The organism is Micromonospora chokoriensis, assembly GCF_900091505.1.
Classification (GTDB): Bacteria; Actinomycetota; Actinomycetes; order Mycobacteriales; family Micromonosporaceae; genus Micromonospora; species Micromonospora chokoriensis.
Window position 1 is genome coordinate 1,692,290 of sequence record NZ_LT607409.1, and the last position, 17,216, is coordinate 1,709,505.

Consider the following 17,216-nt stretch of genomic DNA (forward strand, 5'->3'; position numbering starts at 1 on the left):
CCGCCGCCAACACCCGGCGTTACCGAACTGGAAGTGAGGAAGTCTATGCGCTCTCTTCGTGTGGTGGCCTGCGCCGCCGTAGCCGTCGGGGCGGGCCTCGCGCTGACCACCCCCGCGGTCGCCGCGCCCACCGACAGCACCGTCGTCACGTTCAACGTGGTCGGTGCCGGCCTCGACATCACCGCCCCCGAGACGGCCAGCCTCGGCAGTGGACTGCCCGGCACGGTGCTCAGCGGCTCGATCGGCACCGTACGGGTGACCGACCAGCGCGGCGCCCCGGACGCGTCGTGGACAGCCACCGTCACCTCGACCCACTTCGAGACCGGCGGCGGCAGCCCCAGCGAGCGGATCCTGGCCAGCCAGGTCGACTACTGGTCCGGCCCGGGCGCGGAGGAGGAGGGCAACGGCACCTTCACGCCCGGCCAGCTGACCTCGGCCAACGCCGAGCCGTTGGACACCGTCAACCCGATCGTCGCCTTCACCCACACCGGCGGCACCGGCATCAACAGCGTCGCCTGGTCGCCGACGCTGAACGTCAACATCCCCGCGTCGGCCGTCGTCGGCCTCTACACCGGGACGGTGACACATTCGGTGGCCTGACCGGTTCGGGCTTCGTCTGGCGGTGGCGGCGCTGGCCGCGCTGCTCGCCGCCACCCCGGCTGCCCCGGCACCCGCCGGGGCAGCCGCGCCCGGTCCGGAGCGGGACAGGCTCGGCATCCAGCTGCTCGAAGCACCGGTCGACCGGCGGGCGGACCCGCGTGCCCACACCTACATCATCGACCACCTCGCACCCGGCAGCACGATCAGCCGCCAGCTCAAGGTGGTCAACCGCTCCGACAGCCGGTACCGCCTGGAGCTGTACCCGGCATCCGCCACAGTCGACGGCGGGCAGTTCCGGTTCGGTGAGGGCCGCCACGCCAACGAGCTGGTCTCCTGGACGTCGCTGGACCGCTCCACAGTCGCCCTCGGGCCCGGCGAGGAGTCGGAGCTGACGGCGACGATCCGGGTCCCGGAGAAGGCGTCGGCCGGCGAACGGTACGCGGTGATCTGGGCCGCGGTCACGTCCGGCCCGAAGGACGGCGGCAACGTCACCCAGGTGCACCGGGTGGGCATCCGTGTCTACCTCGCCATCGGCGCCGGCGGTGAGCCGCCGTCCAGTTTCGCCATCGGCGACTTCACCGCGGGGCGGACCGTCGAGGGGCAGGCCACCCTGGCCGTCGCGGTGCGCAACACCGGCGGCCGGGCGTTGGACCTGACCGGCGCGCTCTCGTTGGCCGAGGGGCCGGCGGGCGTCCGGGCGGGCCCGTTCGAGGTGGTCGACGGGACCACTCTCGGCCCGGCGCAGTCCGGGTCGGTCACCGTCGCCCTACCCCCGAAACTGCCCAACGGGCCGTGGCGTGCGGACCTCACCCTGACCAGTGGGTTGGTCAAGGAGACCGCGAGCGCCACGATCACCTTCCCGGACCCGGGCGAGCCGGCCAGCACCTTCGGACTCGACGACCTGTCGATGATCGTCGGTGGTTCGCTCGCCGTCGGCCTGCTGCTCCTGGCCGGTCTGCTGGTCGTGGCACGCCGCCGCCGGCAGACGCCACTGCGGGCCGCGCGGCTGGGCTGAGCAGCGGCGAGCACGACGGTCCACGGGTCCGGTCGCCCGGCCCGCCCACTGTGGCGGGCCGGGCCGAACACGCTCAGCCGAGCGCCGCCTCCGCAGCCGCCAGGAAAGCGTCGTTCTCCGCCGGGGTGCCGATGGTGACCCGGACGCCGTCGCCGACGAACGGCCGCACGATCACGCCCCGCGCCTCGCACGCCTTACCGAACGCCACCGAACGGTCGGTCAGCGGCAGCCAGACGAAGTTGGCCTGGCTCGTCGGCACGTCGGGCAGGAACTTGCGCAGCGCCTCGGTGACCCGGTCCCGCTCGGCGATGACCAGGGCACACCGGCGCTCCATCTCGGCTGCCTGGGTCAACGCGGCGAGCGCCCCGGCCTGGGCGGCCGTGCTGGTGGAGAACGGGGTGGTCACCTTGCGGATCGCGGCAGCCACCACCGGCTGGGCAACCAACCAGCCGATCCGCAGCCCCGCCAGCCCCCACGCCTTCGACAGGGTGCGCAGCACCGCCACGTTCGGCCGGTCCACGTAGTCGAGCCCGTCCGGCACCTCCGCGTCGGTGACGAACTCCCGGTACGCCTCGTCGATCACCACCAGCACGTCGTCCGGCACCGCGTCGAGGAACGCGTCCAGTTCCGCCCGGCGTACCGCGGTGCCCGTGGGGTTGTTCGGGTTGCAGACCAGGATCATCCGGGTGCGGTCGGTCACGGCCGCGGCCATTGCCGTCAGGTCGTGCCCGTGCCCGGCGTCGTTGGGCACCCGCACGCTCGTCGCGCCGCTGGTCGCCGCGATGATCGGGTACGCCTCGAAGGAGCGCCACGAGTAGAGCACCTCGTCCCCGGGCAGGCAGGTCGCCCGGACCAGGTGCTCGGCGAGCGCCACCGACCCGCAGCCGGTGGCGATCCGGTCGGCGTCCATGCCGTACCGCTCGGCCAGCGCCTCCCGCAGCGCGACCACGCCCATGTCCGGGTAGCGGTGCGAGGCCGTGATCGCCTCGGTGACCGCCTCCACCACACCCGGCAGCGGCCCGTACGGAACCTCGTTGCTGGCCAGCTTGACGGCCTCCGGAAGGCCCAACTCGCGAGCCAGGTCGGCGGGGCTGCGCCCAGGCACGTAGTTGGGCAACGCTTCCAGGTCGGCGCGGGTCAGCCGCAGGGCCGGCTGGTGACGTCCGGAGTCGGTCATGGAGTGTCTCCCGAGGGCTGGTTGCGGTCGTCCGAGGGGGTGGGACCGGGGCGGTAGGGAACCTCGACGACCACCGTCTGCGCGCGCTTGTCGTGCAGCGCCTGACGCAGGGGGTGGTCGAAGAGTGGAGAGAGGGAGTCGACCAGTTGCAGCACCAGGCCGATCCCGGCGCAGTACCAGAGCAGCGTCGGCAGGCCCAGCGTGCTCCACCGGCTCAGTGCCCGGCCGACGCCCAGCGGCTCGTCGGCGGCCATCGGCACCGCTCGGATCCGCATCACCCGCTTGCCGAAGGTCTGCCCACCGGAGGCCATGGAGGGCACCTCGTACGCCAGCCACAGCGCGGTGGCGATCAGCAGGATCACCACAAGCAGCGATCCCGCCTGCTCACCGGGGATCGGCATGCCCTCGGCGGACCTGTCGCGGTTCGCGACGCGCCGGGCGAACTCCTGCCAGTACGGTGCCCACTCCTGCGCCCAGCGCCAGATGAACCAGCCGTTGACCAGCACGTTCAGCGCGAGAATGAGGCCGAAGTCGATCAGCCGGGCGGTGAGTCGGCGACCGTAGCCGGCGAGCCGGTGGCCATGCGGCCTCGGCTCGGGCGGTCGCCCGGGCCAGCCGGGCTGACCAGCCGGCGGCACCCAACCAGGTGGGCCGCCCTGCGGCACCCAACCAGGTGGGCCGCCCTGCGGACCCCATCCCGGCGGTCCGCCCTGCGGACCCCATCCCGGGCCTGGCCCCGGTGGTGGGCCGTAGCCCGACTGTGGGCCGTACCCGGGTGGTGGGCCCTGGTGCGGCCCGCCCGGCGCGACGGCTTCGGAGCCGGGGGCCGCCGGGCCGGAGGTCGGAGTCGCTGCCGGGGTGACCGGCTCGACCGGCTCGACCTGCGGAGGACCGTCCGGCGGTGTGGCGTCGACGGGAATGGGCGCGCCGAGCCAACCCTCGCCGTCCCAGTAGCGTCGGGTCTCGGTGTCGGCGGGGTCGACGTACCAGCCGGGTTGCACGCTCACGCCGTCGCTCCGCTTCGCTGCGCGACGGCGCGAGGCGCCACGCTACTGAGCCTGCTGGTTCGCTCGCTGCGCTCGCTCACGTGGACACCTTAACGACGACGGTTCCGGCGAACTTGTCGTGGAGGCACTGCTGCCACGGCTTGTCCCAGAGCTGCCACAGACCGTCGGCGTAGCTGAACCCCGGAACCAGTGACGCGGCCAGGTACTGCACCAGCCACCGCCGGCCGGCCATCCCCCGGTCCAGCGTCCGGGACGGGTCGAGCGGCACCACGCGCAGCTTCATGAGCTTCTTGCCGAGCGTCTGGCCGCCGCGCTTGAGGTACTCCACGTGGTAGAGCCAGTAGAGCCCGAGCATCAGCACGAAGAGCACGAGCTGGAGCAGCAGGAGCGGCAGGAAGAACTCGACGAAGAAGGTGCCCGGGTCGGGCTCCATGAGGGTGTCGTCCGGGTTGGTCCGGCTCAGCTCGCTGAACATCCGCCACCAGAGGACGACGAAGACCGGCATGTACAGCACCAACAGGACGGCAGTCGCCAACGCCGTGTCGATCAGCCAGGCCAGGAACCGGTCACCGAAGCCGGCCAGCGGCTGACCGCTCGGGCTCAGCGGCGGAGGTGGAGGCGGGCCGGGTGGCCCGGCGTACCACTGCGGTGGGGCGTACCCGGGTGGGGCGTACTGCGGCGGCGCGGCGTACCCCTGGGGGTGTGGTCCGGGCGGCGGCGCGACGCCGCCGGCGGCGGGCTGGGGCCCACCGGCCGGCGGCGTCGGGTACGACGGAGGCTGCGTCACGCTCGCAAGTGTTACAGGTTGCCGCGGGCTTCCTGCTCGCGCTCGATCGCCTGGAACAGCGCCTTGAAGTTGCCCTTGCCGAAGCCCAGCGAGCCGTGCCGCTCGATCAGCTCGAAGAAGACCGTCGGGCGGTCCTGCACCGGCTTGGTGAAGATCTGGAGCAGGTAGCCGTCCTCGTCCCGGTCGACCAGGATCTTGCGGGTCTTCAGCTCCTCGATCGGCACCCGGACCTTGCCGATGCGCTCGCGCAGCTCCGGGTCGTCGTAGTACGAGTCCGGGGTGTCCAGGAACTCCACGCCGGCCGCTCGCATCGCGTCGACGCTGGCCAGGATGTCGTTGGTGGCGACGGCGATGTGCTGCGCGCCCGGGCCCCGATAAAACTCCAGGTACTCGTCGATCTGCGACTTCTTGCGGGCGATCGCCGGCTCGTTGAGCGGGAACTTCACCTTGCGGGTGCCGTTCGCGACGACCTTGCTCATCAGCGCCGAGTAGTCGGTGGCGATGTCGTCGCCGACGAACTCCGCCATGTTGGAGAAGCCCATCACCCGCTTGTAGAACTCGACCCACTCGTCCATCCGGCCCAGCTCCACGTTGCCGACCACGTGGTCGACGGCCTGGAAGAAGCGCTTCGGCTGGATGCCGGCGTCGATCATCGGCTGCCGGTCCACGATCGGGCCCCGGGCCACGAAGCCGGGCAGGAACGGCCCGGTGTAGCGGGACCGGTCGACCAGGGTGTGCCGGGTGTCGCCGTACGCGGCGATGGCGGCCATCCGGACCGTGCCGTGCTCGTCGGTCACCTCGTGGGGCTCGACGACGCTGGCAGCGCCCTGGGCGATGGCGTGCGCGTACGCGGCGTCCACGTCCGGGACCTCCAGCGCGATGTCGCTGACCCCGTCGCTGTGCTTCGCCACGTGCTCGGTGCCGTCGGCGTCCGGGCGCACCGCGCCGGTCAGCACGAAGCGGGCCGACCCGCTGGTCAGCACGTACTGGGCGTGGTCGCGGTAGCCCTGCTCGGGGCCGCGGTACGCCACGCAGGTCATGCCGAACGCGGTGGAGTAGTAATGGGCGGCCTGCTTGGCGTTGCCGACCAGGAAGTGCACGTGGTCGAGACCCCGGACCGGGAACGGGTCGTGGCTGATGTCGTGGTCGACAGCGCCGACGAGCCGGTCGACGTCGACGTCCTCGGTCGACTGGGGTCGGTCGATCGCCTGGGTCATGGTGGGCTCCCTCGCGTACCGGCCGGCCTCGTGGGCCGCCCTTGTCGGTTCTTGTGGCGAGGATCGCTGGCCCGGCATCAGGTGGGCAACTGTCGACGGAAATGCTGGTCAGGTTGCGCATTCGGTATGGTCTGCACCCATGAATGGTGAGCAGAATGTACAGCTCGACGCGCTCGACGTGCGCTTGATCGAACTGCTCGCCGAGGAGCCGCGGATCGGGGTGTTGGAGTGTTCCCGGCGGCTCGGGGTGGCCCGCGGCACCGTGCAGGCCCGGCTGGACAAACTGGTGGAGCGGCGGGTCATCGAGGGGTTCGGCCCCGAGATCGCACCGGCCGCGATCGGGTTCGGCGTGACCAGCTTCGTCACCCTCGAAATCAGCCAGCGGCACGGCCACGACCCCGTCACCGCCCACCTCGCCGCGATCCCCGAGGTGCTGGAGGCGCACACCATCACCGGCTCCAGCGACCTGCTCTGCCGGATCGTGGCCCGCTCCAACACCGACCTGCAACGGGTCATCGACCAGATCGTCTCGTCCGCCGGCATCACCCGCGCGTCGACGATCATCGCGCTGGCCGAGCAGATCCCCTACCGCACGCTGCCGCTGGTGCGCAGCGCCGTTCGGGCCGAGGGAAGGCCGCTTTAGGACACAGGCCCTAACACCTGTGTGCCCAGAAAGCGTGGCGACACGGCGGCGCGGGCGTACGGAAGATCCGCGATCGTGGCTACGGTGTGCGGGTGGCGAAGGGGAGCGTGCGCGTCGGGCTGCTGCTCGGCGTCGCCGTGGTCGTCGCCCTCGCCGCGACCGGCGTGTGGAACCCCTTCCCCGGCCTGTGGGAGTGGGTGGACCGCAGCGAGCCCATCTCCGAGCCCGACGTGGTGTGGCAGCAACGGGTCGGCGGCACTCCGCGCAGCGTGACGATCGCCGGCGACGCCGTCGTGGTCGAGCAGCGCACCCGGGTCGAGGCCCGCAGCCTGGCCACCGGCACCCAACTCTGGGAACGCAAGGCGGACTGGTCGGCGGTGGCCGGCGGTGACCGGGACGCCGTCGTCGCCGTGGGCAAACTGCTTGTCAAGGGGTACGAGCTGCTCGATCCGGCCACCGGCGCGACCCGGCGACGCGACGACGACGCGGTGGCCGTGTGGACGTACCGCAACCTGCTTCTCGACGCCCGCTGCACCGCCGCGACCGACTGCACCCTGAGCGCCTGGGACCCGCGCGGCACCGCGCCACTCTGGACGGCGTTCCTGCCCGGGGTGCACAGCGGCCTGCTCGCCGACAACCCCGGCCTGCGCGGCACCCGCCGGCTCACCTCCACCCGAATCGACGACGGGGTGGCCGGGGCGGAGGCCGCGCCGCCGCTGCTCGGCTTCCCGGTGGACGGACGGGTGCACGTGGTCGACACCGCCACCGGCCGGGTGTTGCAGAACGTCGAGCCCGCCCGCGACGAGCGGCTGTCGGTGGTCGGCGGCCGGATGCTGCGGATCGCGGCCCGCTCGCAGGACGGCGCCTGCTACTTCGCCATCTCCGCCCGGGATCCGGCGACCGGTCAGGAGGCCTGGCAGCGGGCCGGGGTCAACCTGCGGACCGCCGACTCCGCCGGCTGCGTCCAGCGGGAGGACCCGCAGGGCGCGCGGAACGTGCTGATCGGGGTGGGCCCGGACGGCCGCGAAGCGGTCATCGACGGGTACGACGGGCGGCTGCTCTGGGTCGGTGAGTCGGGCACCAGGTTGATCGCCGTGGACGACCGCGTGGCGGTGTTCCGGGCTGCCGACAAACGCTCGGTGATCGCCCGTGAGCTGGGCACCGACAAGGTGCTCTGGACGCGCCCCGCCGGTGGCAAGGCCGGTGCCGCGCTCACCCCGTACGCGGCGGTGGTCGCCGACGAGAAGCCGTCCCGGCTGGTCGCCGTGGACCCGCGCAGCGGCCGGGAACTGGCCGCCCTGCGCACCTCGGCGAACGCCCTCGCGGTCGGCTCGCAGGGCATGATCGTCGGGGAGGGCCGGGAGATCGGCTACGTCCGGTTCGGCGCGACCGGGGGTTCGCCCGCCCGCCCGCCCGGCGACGGTGGGAACCCCCGCCCGGGTGGCCCCGGGCCCGGCGGGTCGAACAACGGCGACTGCGGGCCGAAGGGTGAGCTGTGCCCGGAGCCGGGCAAGGACGGCTGAGCGGGGATTCACCTGCTCCTCGGCGCGACGGCTGGGCGCCCGACACGCGGCGGATGAGAGCGGCGTCCCAGGACGCGCCCGGCGGGTGGGAGTGATCGACCGGTCTGCCCTAGGCTTGCCGCTCATGAGCAGTGCCGCCGCATTCTCGTACGCCCCTCTGCTGCCGACCGGCCCGGACCAGACGGACTATCGCCTGGTCACCGACGAGGGTGTGGACGTCGTACACGGCCCGGGAGGCCGCCGGTTCCTGACCGTGGAGCCGGCTGCGCTCACCGCGCTGACCGCCGAGGCGATGCACGACATCGCGCACTTCCTGCGCCCCGCGCACCTGGCCCAGCTCCGGGCGATCATCGACGACCCGGCGGCCTCGCCGAACGACCGGTTCGTCGCGTTGGACCTGCTCCGCAACGCCAACATCGCCGCCGGTGGGGTGTTGCCGATGTGCCAGGACACCGGCACCGCGATCGTGATGGGCAAACGTGGCCGGCACGTGCTGACCGACGGGGCCGACGCCGAAGCCATCTCCCGGGGCGTCTACCAGGCGTACACCAGGCTCAACCTGCGCTACTCCCAACTCGCCCCGCTCACGATGTGGGACGAGCGGAACACCGGCAGCAACCTTCCGGCCCAGGTGGAGCTGTACGCGGAGGACCCGGACGGGCACCCGGACGCGTACAAGTTCCTGTTCATGGCCAAGGGCGGCGGCTCGGCCAACAAGTCGTACCTCTACCAGGAGACCAAGGCACTGCTCAACCCGACGCGGATGATGCAGTTCCTGGAGGAGAAGCTGCGGCTGATCGGCACCGCCGCCTGCCCGCCGTACCACCTGGCCATCGTCATCGGCGGCACCTCCGCCGAGTACGCCCTGAAGACCGCGAAGTACGCCAGCGCCAAGTACCTCGACGCGCTGCCCACCTCCGGCTCGATGAGCGCGCACGGCTTCCGTGACCTGGAGCTGGAGGCGGAGGTGCTGGAGCTGACCCGCAACTTCGGCATCGGCGCGCAGTTCGGCGGCCGGTACTTCTGCCACGACGTGCGGGTGGTCCGGCTGCCCCGGCACGGCGCGTCCTGCCCGGTGGCGATCGCCGTCTCCTGTTCGGCGGACCGGCAGGCGGTCGCCAAGATCACCCCGTCGGGTGTGTGGCTGGAGCGCCTCGAAACCGACCCGGCGCGGTTCCTGCCCGACGTCACCGACGACTCGCTGGACGCCGAGATGGTCGTCCGGGTCGATCTCAACCGGCCGATGGACGAGATCCGCGCCGAGCTGTCCAAGTACCCGGTGAAGACCCGGCTGTCACTGTCCGGCCCGCTCGTGGTGGCCCGCGACATCGCCCACGCCAAGATCGCGGAGCGGTTGGACGCCGGCGAGCCGATGCCGCAGTACCTGCGCGACCACGCGGTCTACTACGCCGGTCCGGCGAAGACCCCCGAGGGGTACGCTTCCGGCTCCTTCGGCCCGACCACCGCCGGCCGGATGGACGCCTACGTGGAGAAGTTCCAGGCCGCCGGTGGCTCCCAGGTGATGCTGGCCAAGGGCAACCGCTCCGGTCAGGTGACCCGCTCCTGCCAGCAGCACGGCGGGTTCTACCTCGGCTCGATCGGTGGCCCCGCCGCCCGCCTCGCCCAGGACTGCATCAAGCACGTCGAGGTCCTCGAATACGCGGAGCTGGGCATGGAGGCGGTCTGGAAGATCGAGGTGGAGGACTTCCCGGCCTTCATCGTGGTCGACGACAAGGGCAACGACTTCTTCGCCGAGGTCACCAAGCCGGTGCTCACCATCGGCCGCCGCTGACCGACACGGACGCGAAGGGGCGCCGGGCGAACTCGCCCGGCGCCCCTCTGTCGTCCGTGCACTACCGACATCGGTACGCCCACCCCGCTGGGGTGGGACGGGCGCACCGCCCCCGTCGGATGTCGTCACCGACAACTCACGGTGAGTCTTCTGCGCACCGCTGTCGATCCGCTCTCAGATCACTATCGCCTGACTCCGGCGATCTGTGACCGCCGGACTACTCTGCTGGAGGTTGCGGCGGTGATGCGGGGGAGCAGATGCGGTTCGGGATCCTGGGGCCCCTGCGGGTCGGCGGTGGCGAGTCCACTGTCACCGCGGGTCGCGACCGGATCGTGCTCGCCATGCTGCTGCTGCGCTCCGGCCGGCTGGTGCCCGTCGATGATCTGGTGGACGCGGTCTGGGAGGACAATCCCCCGGCCACCGCCCGGGCCCAGTTGCAGACCTGCGTCTCACGGTTGCGCCGCCGGTTCGTCGAGCTGGGGCTGGCGTCGGACCTCATCATCACCGACCCGGCGGGGTACGGCGTGCGTAGCGCGCCGGACGACCTGGACGCCGAGGTCTTCGCCCGGGGCGTCGAGGCGGCCCGCACCTCCGTCGCGGCCGGTCGCCTGGTCGAGGCGCGTACGGAGTTCCGCGCCGCACTGGCGCAGTGGCGAGGGCCGGCGCTCGGCGGCATCCCGAGCAGCAGCGTCCGTCGTCGCGCACAGGCGTTGGACGAGCAGCGCCTCACCGCGTTGGAGGAGTGCGTCGACGTCGAGCTGCGCCTCGGTCAGGCCACCGAGCTGATCGAGGAGTTGACCGAGTGCGTCGACCGGCATCCGTTGCGGGAGCGCCTGCGAGGCCAGCTCATGCTGGCACTGTCGGCGGTCGGACGGCAGGCCGACGCGCTCGCCGTCTACCGGGAGGGCCGGCGGTTCTACGCCGACGAGCTGGGCATCGAACCGGGCGCCGAGTTGCAGGAGCTGCACCAGCGGGTGCTCGCCGGTGACCTGGCACTGACCGGTCGGGAGACTCGGCCGGTCCCGTCGGTCCGCGCACTGCCCAGGGCGATCGGCGACTTCACCGGCCGGCAACAGACCCTGACCCGCCTGATCAAGGACGTGGAGGCCGGCGCGCGCATCCAGCTGATCGACGGAATGGCCGGCAGCGGGAAGACGACTCTGGCGGTACACGTCGCCACGGCCCTCGCCGCCGACTATCCGGACGCGCAGCTCTACATCGACCTGCACGGGCACAGCGAGCGAACCCCGTTGACACCGAGCGCCGCGGTAGCGACGCTGCTGCGGCAGCTCGGGGTGCCCGCCGAGCGGATGCCGACAGCCCAGGACGACCGGTTGGCGCTCTGGCGCAGCGAGCTGGCGGGCCGCCGTGTGTTGCTGTTGCTGGACAACGCGGCGACCGCCGACCAGGTGATCCCGCTGCTACCCAACGGCTCGCAGTGCCTGATCCTGATCACCAGCCGGCGCCGACTGGTCGGTGTGGACGAGGGACGGCCGTCGTCGCTGCCCGTGCTCGACACCGACGAGGCCGTCGAGCTGCTGGGGCACGTGGTCGGTGTGGGCCGGGTGGCGGCCGAGCCGGACGCGGCCGCCGAGGTCGTCCGCCGCTGCGGGCACCTACCACTCGCCATTCGGCTGGCGGGTGCCCGGCTGGCGCACCGGCCCCGTTGGCGCATCGCCGACCTGGCCGAGCGGCTGAGCACCCGACGTGATCCGTTGGCCGAGTTCGAAGCGGGCGAACGGTCTGTGGGGCGCGCGTTCGCCCTGTCGTACGCCCAGGTGTCGCCGGCGGCGCAGCGTGCGTTCCGCCTGCTGGGTCTGCACCCGGGGGTACGGTTCGACAACTCGGTCGCCGCCGTCCTCGCCGAGTTGCCGTTGACCGATGCGCAGGACCTGCTGGACGAGTTGGTCGACGCGCACCTGGTCGAGGAGGCGGAGCTCGGCCGGTACCGGCTGCACGACCTGGTCCGCGAGTACGCGCGGACCCTGGTGGCCGAGCCGGAGCGGACGGTCGAGCGGCGGGACGGCATCGAACGCCTGCTCAACCACCACCTGCACGTGGCCGCGACGATCGCGCGTACGAGGGAGCCCTCCTCGGCCCATTCGCTGATCGTGGCGGCGGCACCGATCCGCCCCGACCTGGTCGCGGTCGTCGCCGAGCAGGGGCACGCCTGGCTCGACGAGAACCTTGCCCTGTGGACCGCCCTGGTCCGGCTGGCGGAGACGGAGGGGTTTCTCCGCTACTGCTGGCAGTTGGCGAGGGCCTGCTGGCACGCCCAGTTCGAGGGCGGTCGCCTGGACGAGTTGATCGAGACGCACTCCGCTGGCCTGCGCGCCGCCGAGAAGCTGGGGGACGACAGCGCCGTGGCGACGATGCTCAACTATCTCGCCTCGGCCTACTACCGGCTGGGGGATTTTCCGGAGTCGGTCCGGTTGATGGAGCGGGCGCTCGACATCTTCGGCAGGCTCGGCCTGCGCCGCGAGTACCGCAACACGCTGGGCAACCTGGGCACCTCGTACGCCGTCAACTTCCAGTTCCGCAAGGCCCGGGAGTGTTACGACGCCGCCCGGGCGCTGGCGACGCGGATGCGCGACATGTCCGCGCTGGCGAACGAACTCAACAACCTGACGATGACCCTGCTGCTGTGGGGCCGAGCCGACGAGGCGCTGCGCACCGCCCGGCGACACCTGGGGATCGCCCGCGAGGTCGGCGACCTGCGCCGGCTCGGCAACGCGCTCGGGCACCTCGGGATGATCCGGCACCGGATGGGCGACGTGGGCCCGGCGAGCCGGCTGCTGAGGGTGGCGTTACGCGTCAAGCGTCAGGTGGGCGCCCGGTTCGGTGAGGGCGAGGTGTTGAACGAGATCGGGATGATGGAACGGGAGGCCGGCCGCCCGGAATGCGCTGCCGATCTGCACCGGGCGGCGCTCGTGGCAATGACCGAGGTGGGGGACCGCGCTGCCCAGTGCGGCTCGCGCAATCTGCTGGCCCGAGCGATCCTGGACCAGGGGGACACAACCAGCGCGCTGGACCTCTACCGCCGCGTCCTGGCCGACACCACCAGGCTGAGTACGCGTTACGAGAGGGCCCGAGCCTTGGAGGGCGTCGCGCGCTGCCTGGCGTCGACCGATCCGGCCGGCGCGCGTGAGCACCTGGGCCGGGCCCTGGCCCTGTTCCGGCAGATCGAGTCGCCGGACCAGCACGAGGCCGAACGGCTGCTGGCCGAGTTGGGCTGACGGATCATCTGCGGTTCGGCGACGGGCGCGGCAGGATGGTACGCGTGACGACTCCAGAGGCGACCGGTTACCGCATCGAACGTGACTCGATGGGCGAGGTGGAGGTGCCCGCCGAGGCGCTGTGGCGGGCGCAGACCCAGCGCGCGGTGCAGAACTTCCCGATCTCTGGCCGGGGCATCGAGCCGGCCCAGATCAAGGCCCTCGCGCAGATCAAGGGCGCGGCGGCCGCTGTCAACGGTGAGCTCGGCGTGATCGACGCGAACGTGGCCGCCGCGATCACCGCCGCCGCCGCGCACGTCGCGGACGGTGGCTACGACGACCAGTTCCCGGTCGACGTGTTCCAGACCGGCTCGGGGACGTCGTCGAACATGAACACCAACGAGGTGATCGCCACCCTGGCCAGCCGTGAGCTGGGCTCGCCGGTGCACCCGAACGACCACGTCAACGCCTCCCAGTCCAGCAACGACGTCTTCCCGTCCTCGATCCACCTGGCCGCCACGCAGTTCATCGTGGAGGACCTGCTGCCGTCGCTGAACCACCTCGCCGCCGCCTTGGAGGCCAAGGCTGCGGAGTTCGAGACGGTGGTCAAGGCCGGTCGCACGCACCTGATGGACGCCACGCCGGTCACGCTGGGCCAGGAGTTCGGGGGGTACGCCGCCCAGGTCCGCTACGGCGTCGAACGGCTGGAGGGCTCGCTTCCCCGACTGGCCGAGCTGCCCCTGGGTGGCACCGCCGTGGGCACCGGGATCAACACCCCGCTGGGCTTCGCCGCCGCGGTGATCGGCAAACTGCGTGAGTCGACCGGGTTGCCGTTGTCCGAGGCGCGTAACCACTTCGAGGCGCAGGGCGCCCGCGACGCCCTAGTGGAGACCTCGGGGCAGCTGCGAACCCTGGCCGTCGGCCTCTACAAGATCGCCAACGACATCCGGTGGATGGGTTCCGGCCCTCGCGCCGGCCTCCGTGAGCTGCGCATCCCCGACCTCCAGCCGGGTTCGTCGATCATGCCCGGCAAGGTCAACCCGGTCGTCGCGGAGGCGATGCGGCAGGTCTGTGCCCAGGTGATCGGCAACGACGCGACGGTGAGCTTCGCCGGCTCGCAGGGCGACTTCGAGCTGAACGTGATGCTCCCCGTGATGGGCCGCAACCTGTTGGAGTCGATCCGGTTGCTGTCCGCGGTGAGCCGGCTCTTCGCCGACCGGCTGGTGGTCGGCCTGGTCGCGGACGCTGAGGTCTGCCTGGCGTACGCCGAGGGCTCGCCGTCGATCGTCACCCCGCTCAACCGCTACCTGGGGTACGACGAGGCCGCGTCGATCGCCAAGGAGGCGCTGGCCAAGCAGACCTCGATCCGCGAGGTGGTGATCTCCCGGGGGCACGTCGACTCGGGCAAGCTCACCGAGACCCAGTTGGACGAGACGCTGGACCTGCTCCGGATGACCCACCCCTGACCTGCGCGGCGCGCACACCGCGTGGTGCCGCCCAACCGAGAAAGCGGGTGAAGAGCGCCGCCGGGTCCGGGCCGTCGTCCGGGTTGAGCCGGTACAGGTCTTCCGCCGCGTCGTGCAGAACCGGCAGAGCCAGAGCGGGCGCAGCGGCAGGTGCGGTCGACGGGGCGTCGGCGCTCGGTCGTCCAGGGTGGGCCGGGACATGGTGTTGCCGTCCTTTCGAGCTGAATCGTTTGTGGCATCACCCCCGCCGTCCGCCCCGTCGCCCCGAGCGCCCCAACTCCGTCACCCTTCTCCCCTTCTTGACCACCCGCTGCCCCAACTGCCGAAATCTTGGACAGTTTCCGTCAGCAGTTAACGGAAACTGTCCAAGATCTCGAAGAACGCGGCGTGATCGGTGGGGTGGGACCGCCCGGCGCGGGGGAGCGGGCGGTCCCGTGCGACGCCGCCGGGCCCGGGGGACGGGGAGCGGCGTCGCGCTTCACAGTCTGGTGATCGGACGACTACGGTCGGAAGGGTTTGGTCGCCTCGTCACCGCCGCCCTGCATTCGGTGGTGACGCCGTTGGCGACCGGCTGGAATCGATCGTCGGCGGGGTGGAGGGCGGCTGGCATGGCCGATGGGCAGATGACGGCGGCGGCGTTCCTGATCGCTGAGTTGCGCCGGGCTCGGGCCCGGCAGGGCTGGAGTCAGGACGAGTTGGCGAAGGCGGTCAACTACTCGGCGTCGATGGTCAGCGCCGTCGAGTTGGGTCAACAACCGCCCACAGCGAAGTACCTGGAACTCGTCGACCGGGCCCTGGACACCGGCGGCCTCTTTGGCCGCATGTCGACCGAGTTGGTCAGCCTCGATCGGGCACAGCCCTGGCTGCGGGGCTGGCAGGCGATCCTTGAGCAGTCGCGCACGATCCGGTGGTATGAGCACCGCTACGTGCCCGGGCTCTTCCAGACCGAGGCCTACGCGCGGGCGGTCTTCGAGGCGGGTGGCCTGCTGGAGTCGGAGGAGGTCGACCGGCGACTGGCCGACCGGATGGACCGCCAGCAGGTGCCCTACAGCGAACGGTCGCCGCACATCGTTGCGGTGCTGGACGAGGCGGTGCTGCGCCGACGGGTGGGCGGGCGGAAGGTGATGCGCGATCAGGCACTGCACCTGGCGAAGATCGGCACTGGGCATCCCCGGGTTCGGCTGCACGTGGTGCCGCGCTCCGCCGAGGAATATCCCGGGCTCGGTGGGCAGTTCTCGCTGGCCACCCCTGCCCGACGGCACGGAGCTGGCCTATCTGGAGTGCCAGGTTCGTGGCCAGGAGTTGGACCAGCCACGGGATCTACTGCGGTTGCAACGGGTCTGGGAGGCCACCTTGGGCGAAGCCCTGCCCCCGCAGGCGTCCATCGAGTTGCTGAACGAGGTGGCCGAGTCGTGGAGTTGACCGGCGCTGACTGGCGCAAGAGTAGCCGCAGCAATCAGGACAACATGTGCGTCGAGGTGGCCACGAACGTTGGGGGCGTGGTCGGGGTGCGAGACAGCAAGGACCCGGACGGGCCCGTGCTCGTTGTCGACGCGTACTCCTGGCGGCTCTTTGTGGTCGCGCCCCCGCGCTGACGCGACTGCCTGGCGCGCGGCGGTAAACGGCTCGACGGTGGGGTGACGCGGCGGGATGATCCGGTCGTGGATGACGGTGACCTGGTGGTCCCAGCGGGGACCGAGCGGCTGCGGTTTCGACGGCTGACCATGGACGACGTGGACGCGTTGGTCGAGTTGGACAGCGACCCCGAGGTGATGCGGTTCCTCAGCGGTGGGGTGCCCACGTCGCTGGCGACGGTCCGGGACGAGCAGTTGCCGAGGTTGCTGGGCCAGTACGGGCGGCATCCCGGGTTGGGCCGCTGGGCGGCGCTCGATCGGGAGTCGGGCGAATTCCTGGGTTGGTTCGCGCTCGACCCGTCGGCGGACGGCGGCGAGGCCGAGTTGGGTTACCGGCTGCGCCGCTCGGCGTGGGGGCGAGGGCTGGCCACCGAGGGGTCGCGGGCGCTGGTCCGGCACGCGTTCGACACCGTCGGGGTGCGTCGGGTCTGGGCCGAGACGATGGCGGTCAACGAACGCTCCCGGCGGGTGATGACGAAGGCGGGGCTGCGTCACGTGCGCACGTTCCACCAGCAGTGGGACGACCCGATTCCGGGCACGGAGCACGGCGAGGTGGAGTACGAGGTGGTTCAGGAGCGGCCGGCGGCTCGGCGGGCGCGGTAGGCCGTCACGGCGGCGCGGTTGCCGCAGCCGGCCTCGCAGAACCGCCGCGACCGGTTGCGGGACAGGTCGACGACGACGTTGTCGCAGTCCGGGTATTCGCAGATGCGCAGCCGGCTCAGCTCGCGGGCACGGACCAGATCCGCCATGGCCATCGCCGCCTCCACCGCGATCCGGGTCGCGAGCGGCGCGTCGCGGGGCACGGCGTGCAGGTGGTACGGCTCGTCGTCGTGCTCGATGAGCTGGGGCAACGCCTTGTGTTCCAGCAGCAGACCGTTGACCAGCGCGACGATCTCGGGCGGTTCGGCGTGCCAGATGCGACGGAGTTGGGGTCGCAGGTCCTTCACGGCGCGCAACTCGGCGTCGGTGTGCTCGTGCCGGCCGCTGTAGGAGTGGCGGACGAAGAACGCGTCGAGCGCGGCGACGTCGGGCAACAGCTCTCCGTCGCGGCCCGCGGTGTTGACCAGTGCGGCGGTGGCGATCAGCGAACACTCGGTGTCATGAGCGAATAGCATCTTGACTCCTGTCAGGGCGGACGCT

Annotated in this window: 14 protein-coding genes and 1 pseudogene; 10 read left to right on the forward strand and 5 right to left on the reverse strand. The window is 71.5% G+C overall.

Annotated features, from left to right (window positions below):
- Positions 1 to 45 precede the first annotated feature (45 nt).
- Together GA0070612_RS07970 and GA0070612_RS07975 are read left to right on the forward strand one after the other, a co-directional pair.
- On the forward strand, positions 46 to 600 hold the full coding sequence (locus GA0070612_RS07970; RefSeq protein ID WP_231924502.1) for a hypothetical protein: 555 nt from the start codon (positions 46 to 48) through the stop codon (positions 598 to 600).
- 22 nt (positions 601 to 622) lie between these two features.
- Entirely contained in the window at positions 623 to 1,615 is a 993-nt protein-coding gene (locus GA0070612_RS07975; RefSeq protein WP_088987331.1) for a COG1470 family protein, read from the forward strand.
- Between the two features lie 73 nt (positions 1,616 to 1,688).
- On the opposite strand, the gene hisC is transcribed toward GA0070612_RS07975, so the two are convergent.
- The 4 genes from hisC to hppD form a co-directional block, all read right to left on the reverse strand.
- The gene (gene hisC / locus GA0070612_RS07980; protein WP_088987332.1) at positions 1,689 to 2,792 is read right to left on the reverse strand and encodes a histidinol-phosphate transaminase; all 1,104 of its coding nucleotides are present in this window, start codon (positions 2,790 to 2,792) and stop codon (positions 1,689 to 1,691) included.
- Positions 2,789 to 3,799, reverse strand: coding sequence for an RDD family protein (locus GA0070612_RS07985; protein WP_088987333.1), 1,011 nt, complete (start codon positions 3,797 to 3,799; stop codon positions 2,789 to 2,791). The genes hisC and GA0070612_RS07985 overlap by 4 nt, the downstream gene beginning before the upstream one ends.
- 76 nt (positions 3,800 to 3,875) lie before the next feature.
- Positions 3,876 to 4,586 (reverse strand): RDD family protein, encoded by a 711-nt coding sequence (locus tag GA0070612_RS07990; protein WP_088987334.1) that lies wholly within the window; start codon positions 4,584 to 4,586, stop codon positions 3,876 to 3,878.
- A gap of 11 nt (positions 4,587 to 4,597) precedes the next feature.
- Entirely contained in the window at positions 4,598 to 5,803 is a 1,206-nt protein-coding gene (gene hppD, locus GA0070612_RS07995) for a 4-hydroxyphenylpyruvate dioxygenase (protein ID WP_088987335.1), read from the reverse strand.
- 139 nt (positions 5,804 to 5,942) lie between these two features.
- Between hppD and GA0070612_RS08000 the strand changes: the two genes are divergently transcribed.
- The 8 genes and pseudogenes from GA0070612_RS08000 to GA0070612_RS08035 all read left to right on the forward strand — a co-directional run bounded on the left by GA0070612_RS08000 (position 5,943) and on the right by GA0070612_RS08035 (position 16,679).
- On the forward strand, positions 5,943 to 6,446 hold the full coding sequence (locus GA0070612_RS08000) for an Lrp/AsnC family transcriptional regulator (RefSeq protein ID WP_088987336.1): 504 nt from the start codon (positions 5,943 to 5,945) through the stop codon (positions 6,444 to 6,446).
- A gap of 119 nt (positions 6,447 to 6,565) precedes the next feature.
- Positions 6,566 to 7,969 carry an outer membrane protein assembly factor BamB family protein gene (locus GA0070612_RS08005; RefSeq protein WP_088991347.1) on the forward strand — a complete coding sequence of 468 codons (1,404 nt, stop codon included), beginning with the start codon at positions 6,566 to 6,568 and terminating at the stop codon, positions 7,967 to 7,969.
- Positions 7,970 to 8,093: 124 nt separating this feature from the next.
- Positions 8,094 to 9,761: a fumarate hydratase gene (locus tag GA0070612_RS08010; protein WP_088987337.1), complete on the forward strand. Its 1,668-nt coding sequence runs from the start codon at positions 8,094 to 8,096 to the stop codon at positions 9,759 to 9,761.
- Between the two features lie 257 nt (positions 9,762 to 10,018).
- A complete protein-coding gene (locus GA0070612_RS08015) occupies positions 10,019 to 12,997 on the forward strand; it encodes an AfsR/SARP family transcriptional regulator (protein WP_088987338.1) in 2,979 nt (992 codons plus the stop codon).
- Between the two features lie 35 nt (positions 12,998 to 13,032).
- Entirely contained in the window at positions 13,033 to 14,442 is a 1,410-nt protein-coding gene (locus GA0070612_RS08020) for a class II fumarate hydratase (RefSeq protein ID WP_197699333.1), read from the forward strand.
- 608 nt (positions 14,443 to 15,050) lie between these two features.
- A pseudogene (locus GA0070612_RS08025) lies at positions 15,051 to 15,864 on the forward strand (helix-turn-helix domain-containing protein).
- Between the two features lie 44 nt (positions 15,865 to 15,908).
- Positions 15,909 to 16,037, forward strand: coding sequence for a DUF397 domain-containing protein (locus tag GA0070612_RS08030; protein ID WP_231924604.1), 129 nt, complete (start codon positions 15,909 to 15,911; stop codon positions 16,035 to 16,037).
- Between the two features lie 129 nt (positions 16,038 to 16,166).
- Positions 16,167 to 16,679 (forward strand): GNAT family N-acetyltransferase, encoded by a 513-nt coding sequence (locus tag GA0070612_RS08035; protein WP_231924605.1) that lies wholly within the window; start codon positions 16,167 to 16,169, stop codon positions 16,677 to 16,679.
- Here GA0070612_RS08035 and GA0070612_RS08040 read toward each other — a convergent pair.
- Positions 16,646 to 17,191: a CGNR zinc finger domain-containing protein gene (locus tag GA0070612_RS08040; protein ID WP_088987342.1), complete on the reverse strand. Its 546-nt coding sequence runs from the start codon at positions 17,189 to 17,191 to the stop codon at positions 16,646 to 16,648. The genes GA0070612_RS08035 and GA0070612_RS08040 overlap by 34 nt on opposite strands.
- Positions 17,192 to 17,216: the final 25 nt, after the last annotated feature.

Coding starts and splice junctions, on each gene's coding strand:
- GA0070612_RS07970 (WP_231924502.1), top strand. CDS start 46: ATGCGCTCTCTTCGTGTGGTGGCCTGCGCCGCCGTAGCCGTCGGGGCG.
- GA0070612_RS08020 (WP_197699333.1), top strand. CDS start 13,033: ATGGTACGCGTGACGACTCCAGAGGCGACCGGTTACCGCATCGAACGT.
- GA0070612_RS08015 (WP_088987338.1), top strand. CDS start 10,019: ATGCGGTTCGGGATCCTGGGGCCCCTGCGGGTCGGCGGTGGCGAGTCC.
- GA0070612_RS08030 (WP_231924604.1), top strand. CDS start 15,909: ATGTGCGTCGAGGTGGCCACGAACGTTGGGGGCGTGGTCGGGGTGCGA.
- hppD (WP_088987335.1), bottom strand. CDS start 5,803: ATGACCCAGGCGATCGACCGACCCCAGTCGACCGAGGACGTCGACGTC.
- GA0070612_RS08035 (WP_231924605.1), top strand. CDS start 16,167: ATGGACGACGTGGACGCGTTGGTCGAGTTGGACAGCGACCCCGAGGTG.
- GA0070612_RS08040 (WP_088987342.1), bottom strand. CDS start 17,191: ATGCTATTCGCTCATGACACCGAGTGTTCGCTGATCGCCACCGCCGCA.
- GA0070612_RS08000 (WP_088987336.1), top strand. CDS start 5,943: ATGAATGGTGAGCAGAATGTACAGCTCGACGCGCTCGACGTGCGCTTG.
- hisC (WP_088987332.1), bottom strand. CDS start 2,792: ATGACCGACTCCGGACGTCACCAGCCGGCCCTGCGGCTGACCCGCGCC.
- GA0070612_RS08010 (WP_088987337.1), top strand. CDS start 8,094: ATGAGCAGTGCCGCCGCATTCTCGTACGCCCCTCTGCTGCCGACCGGC.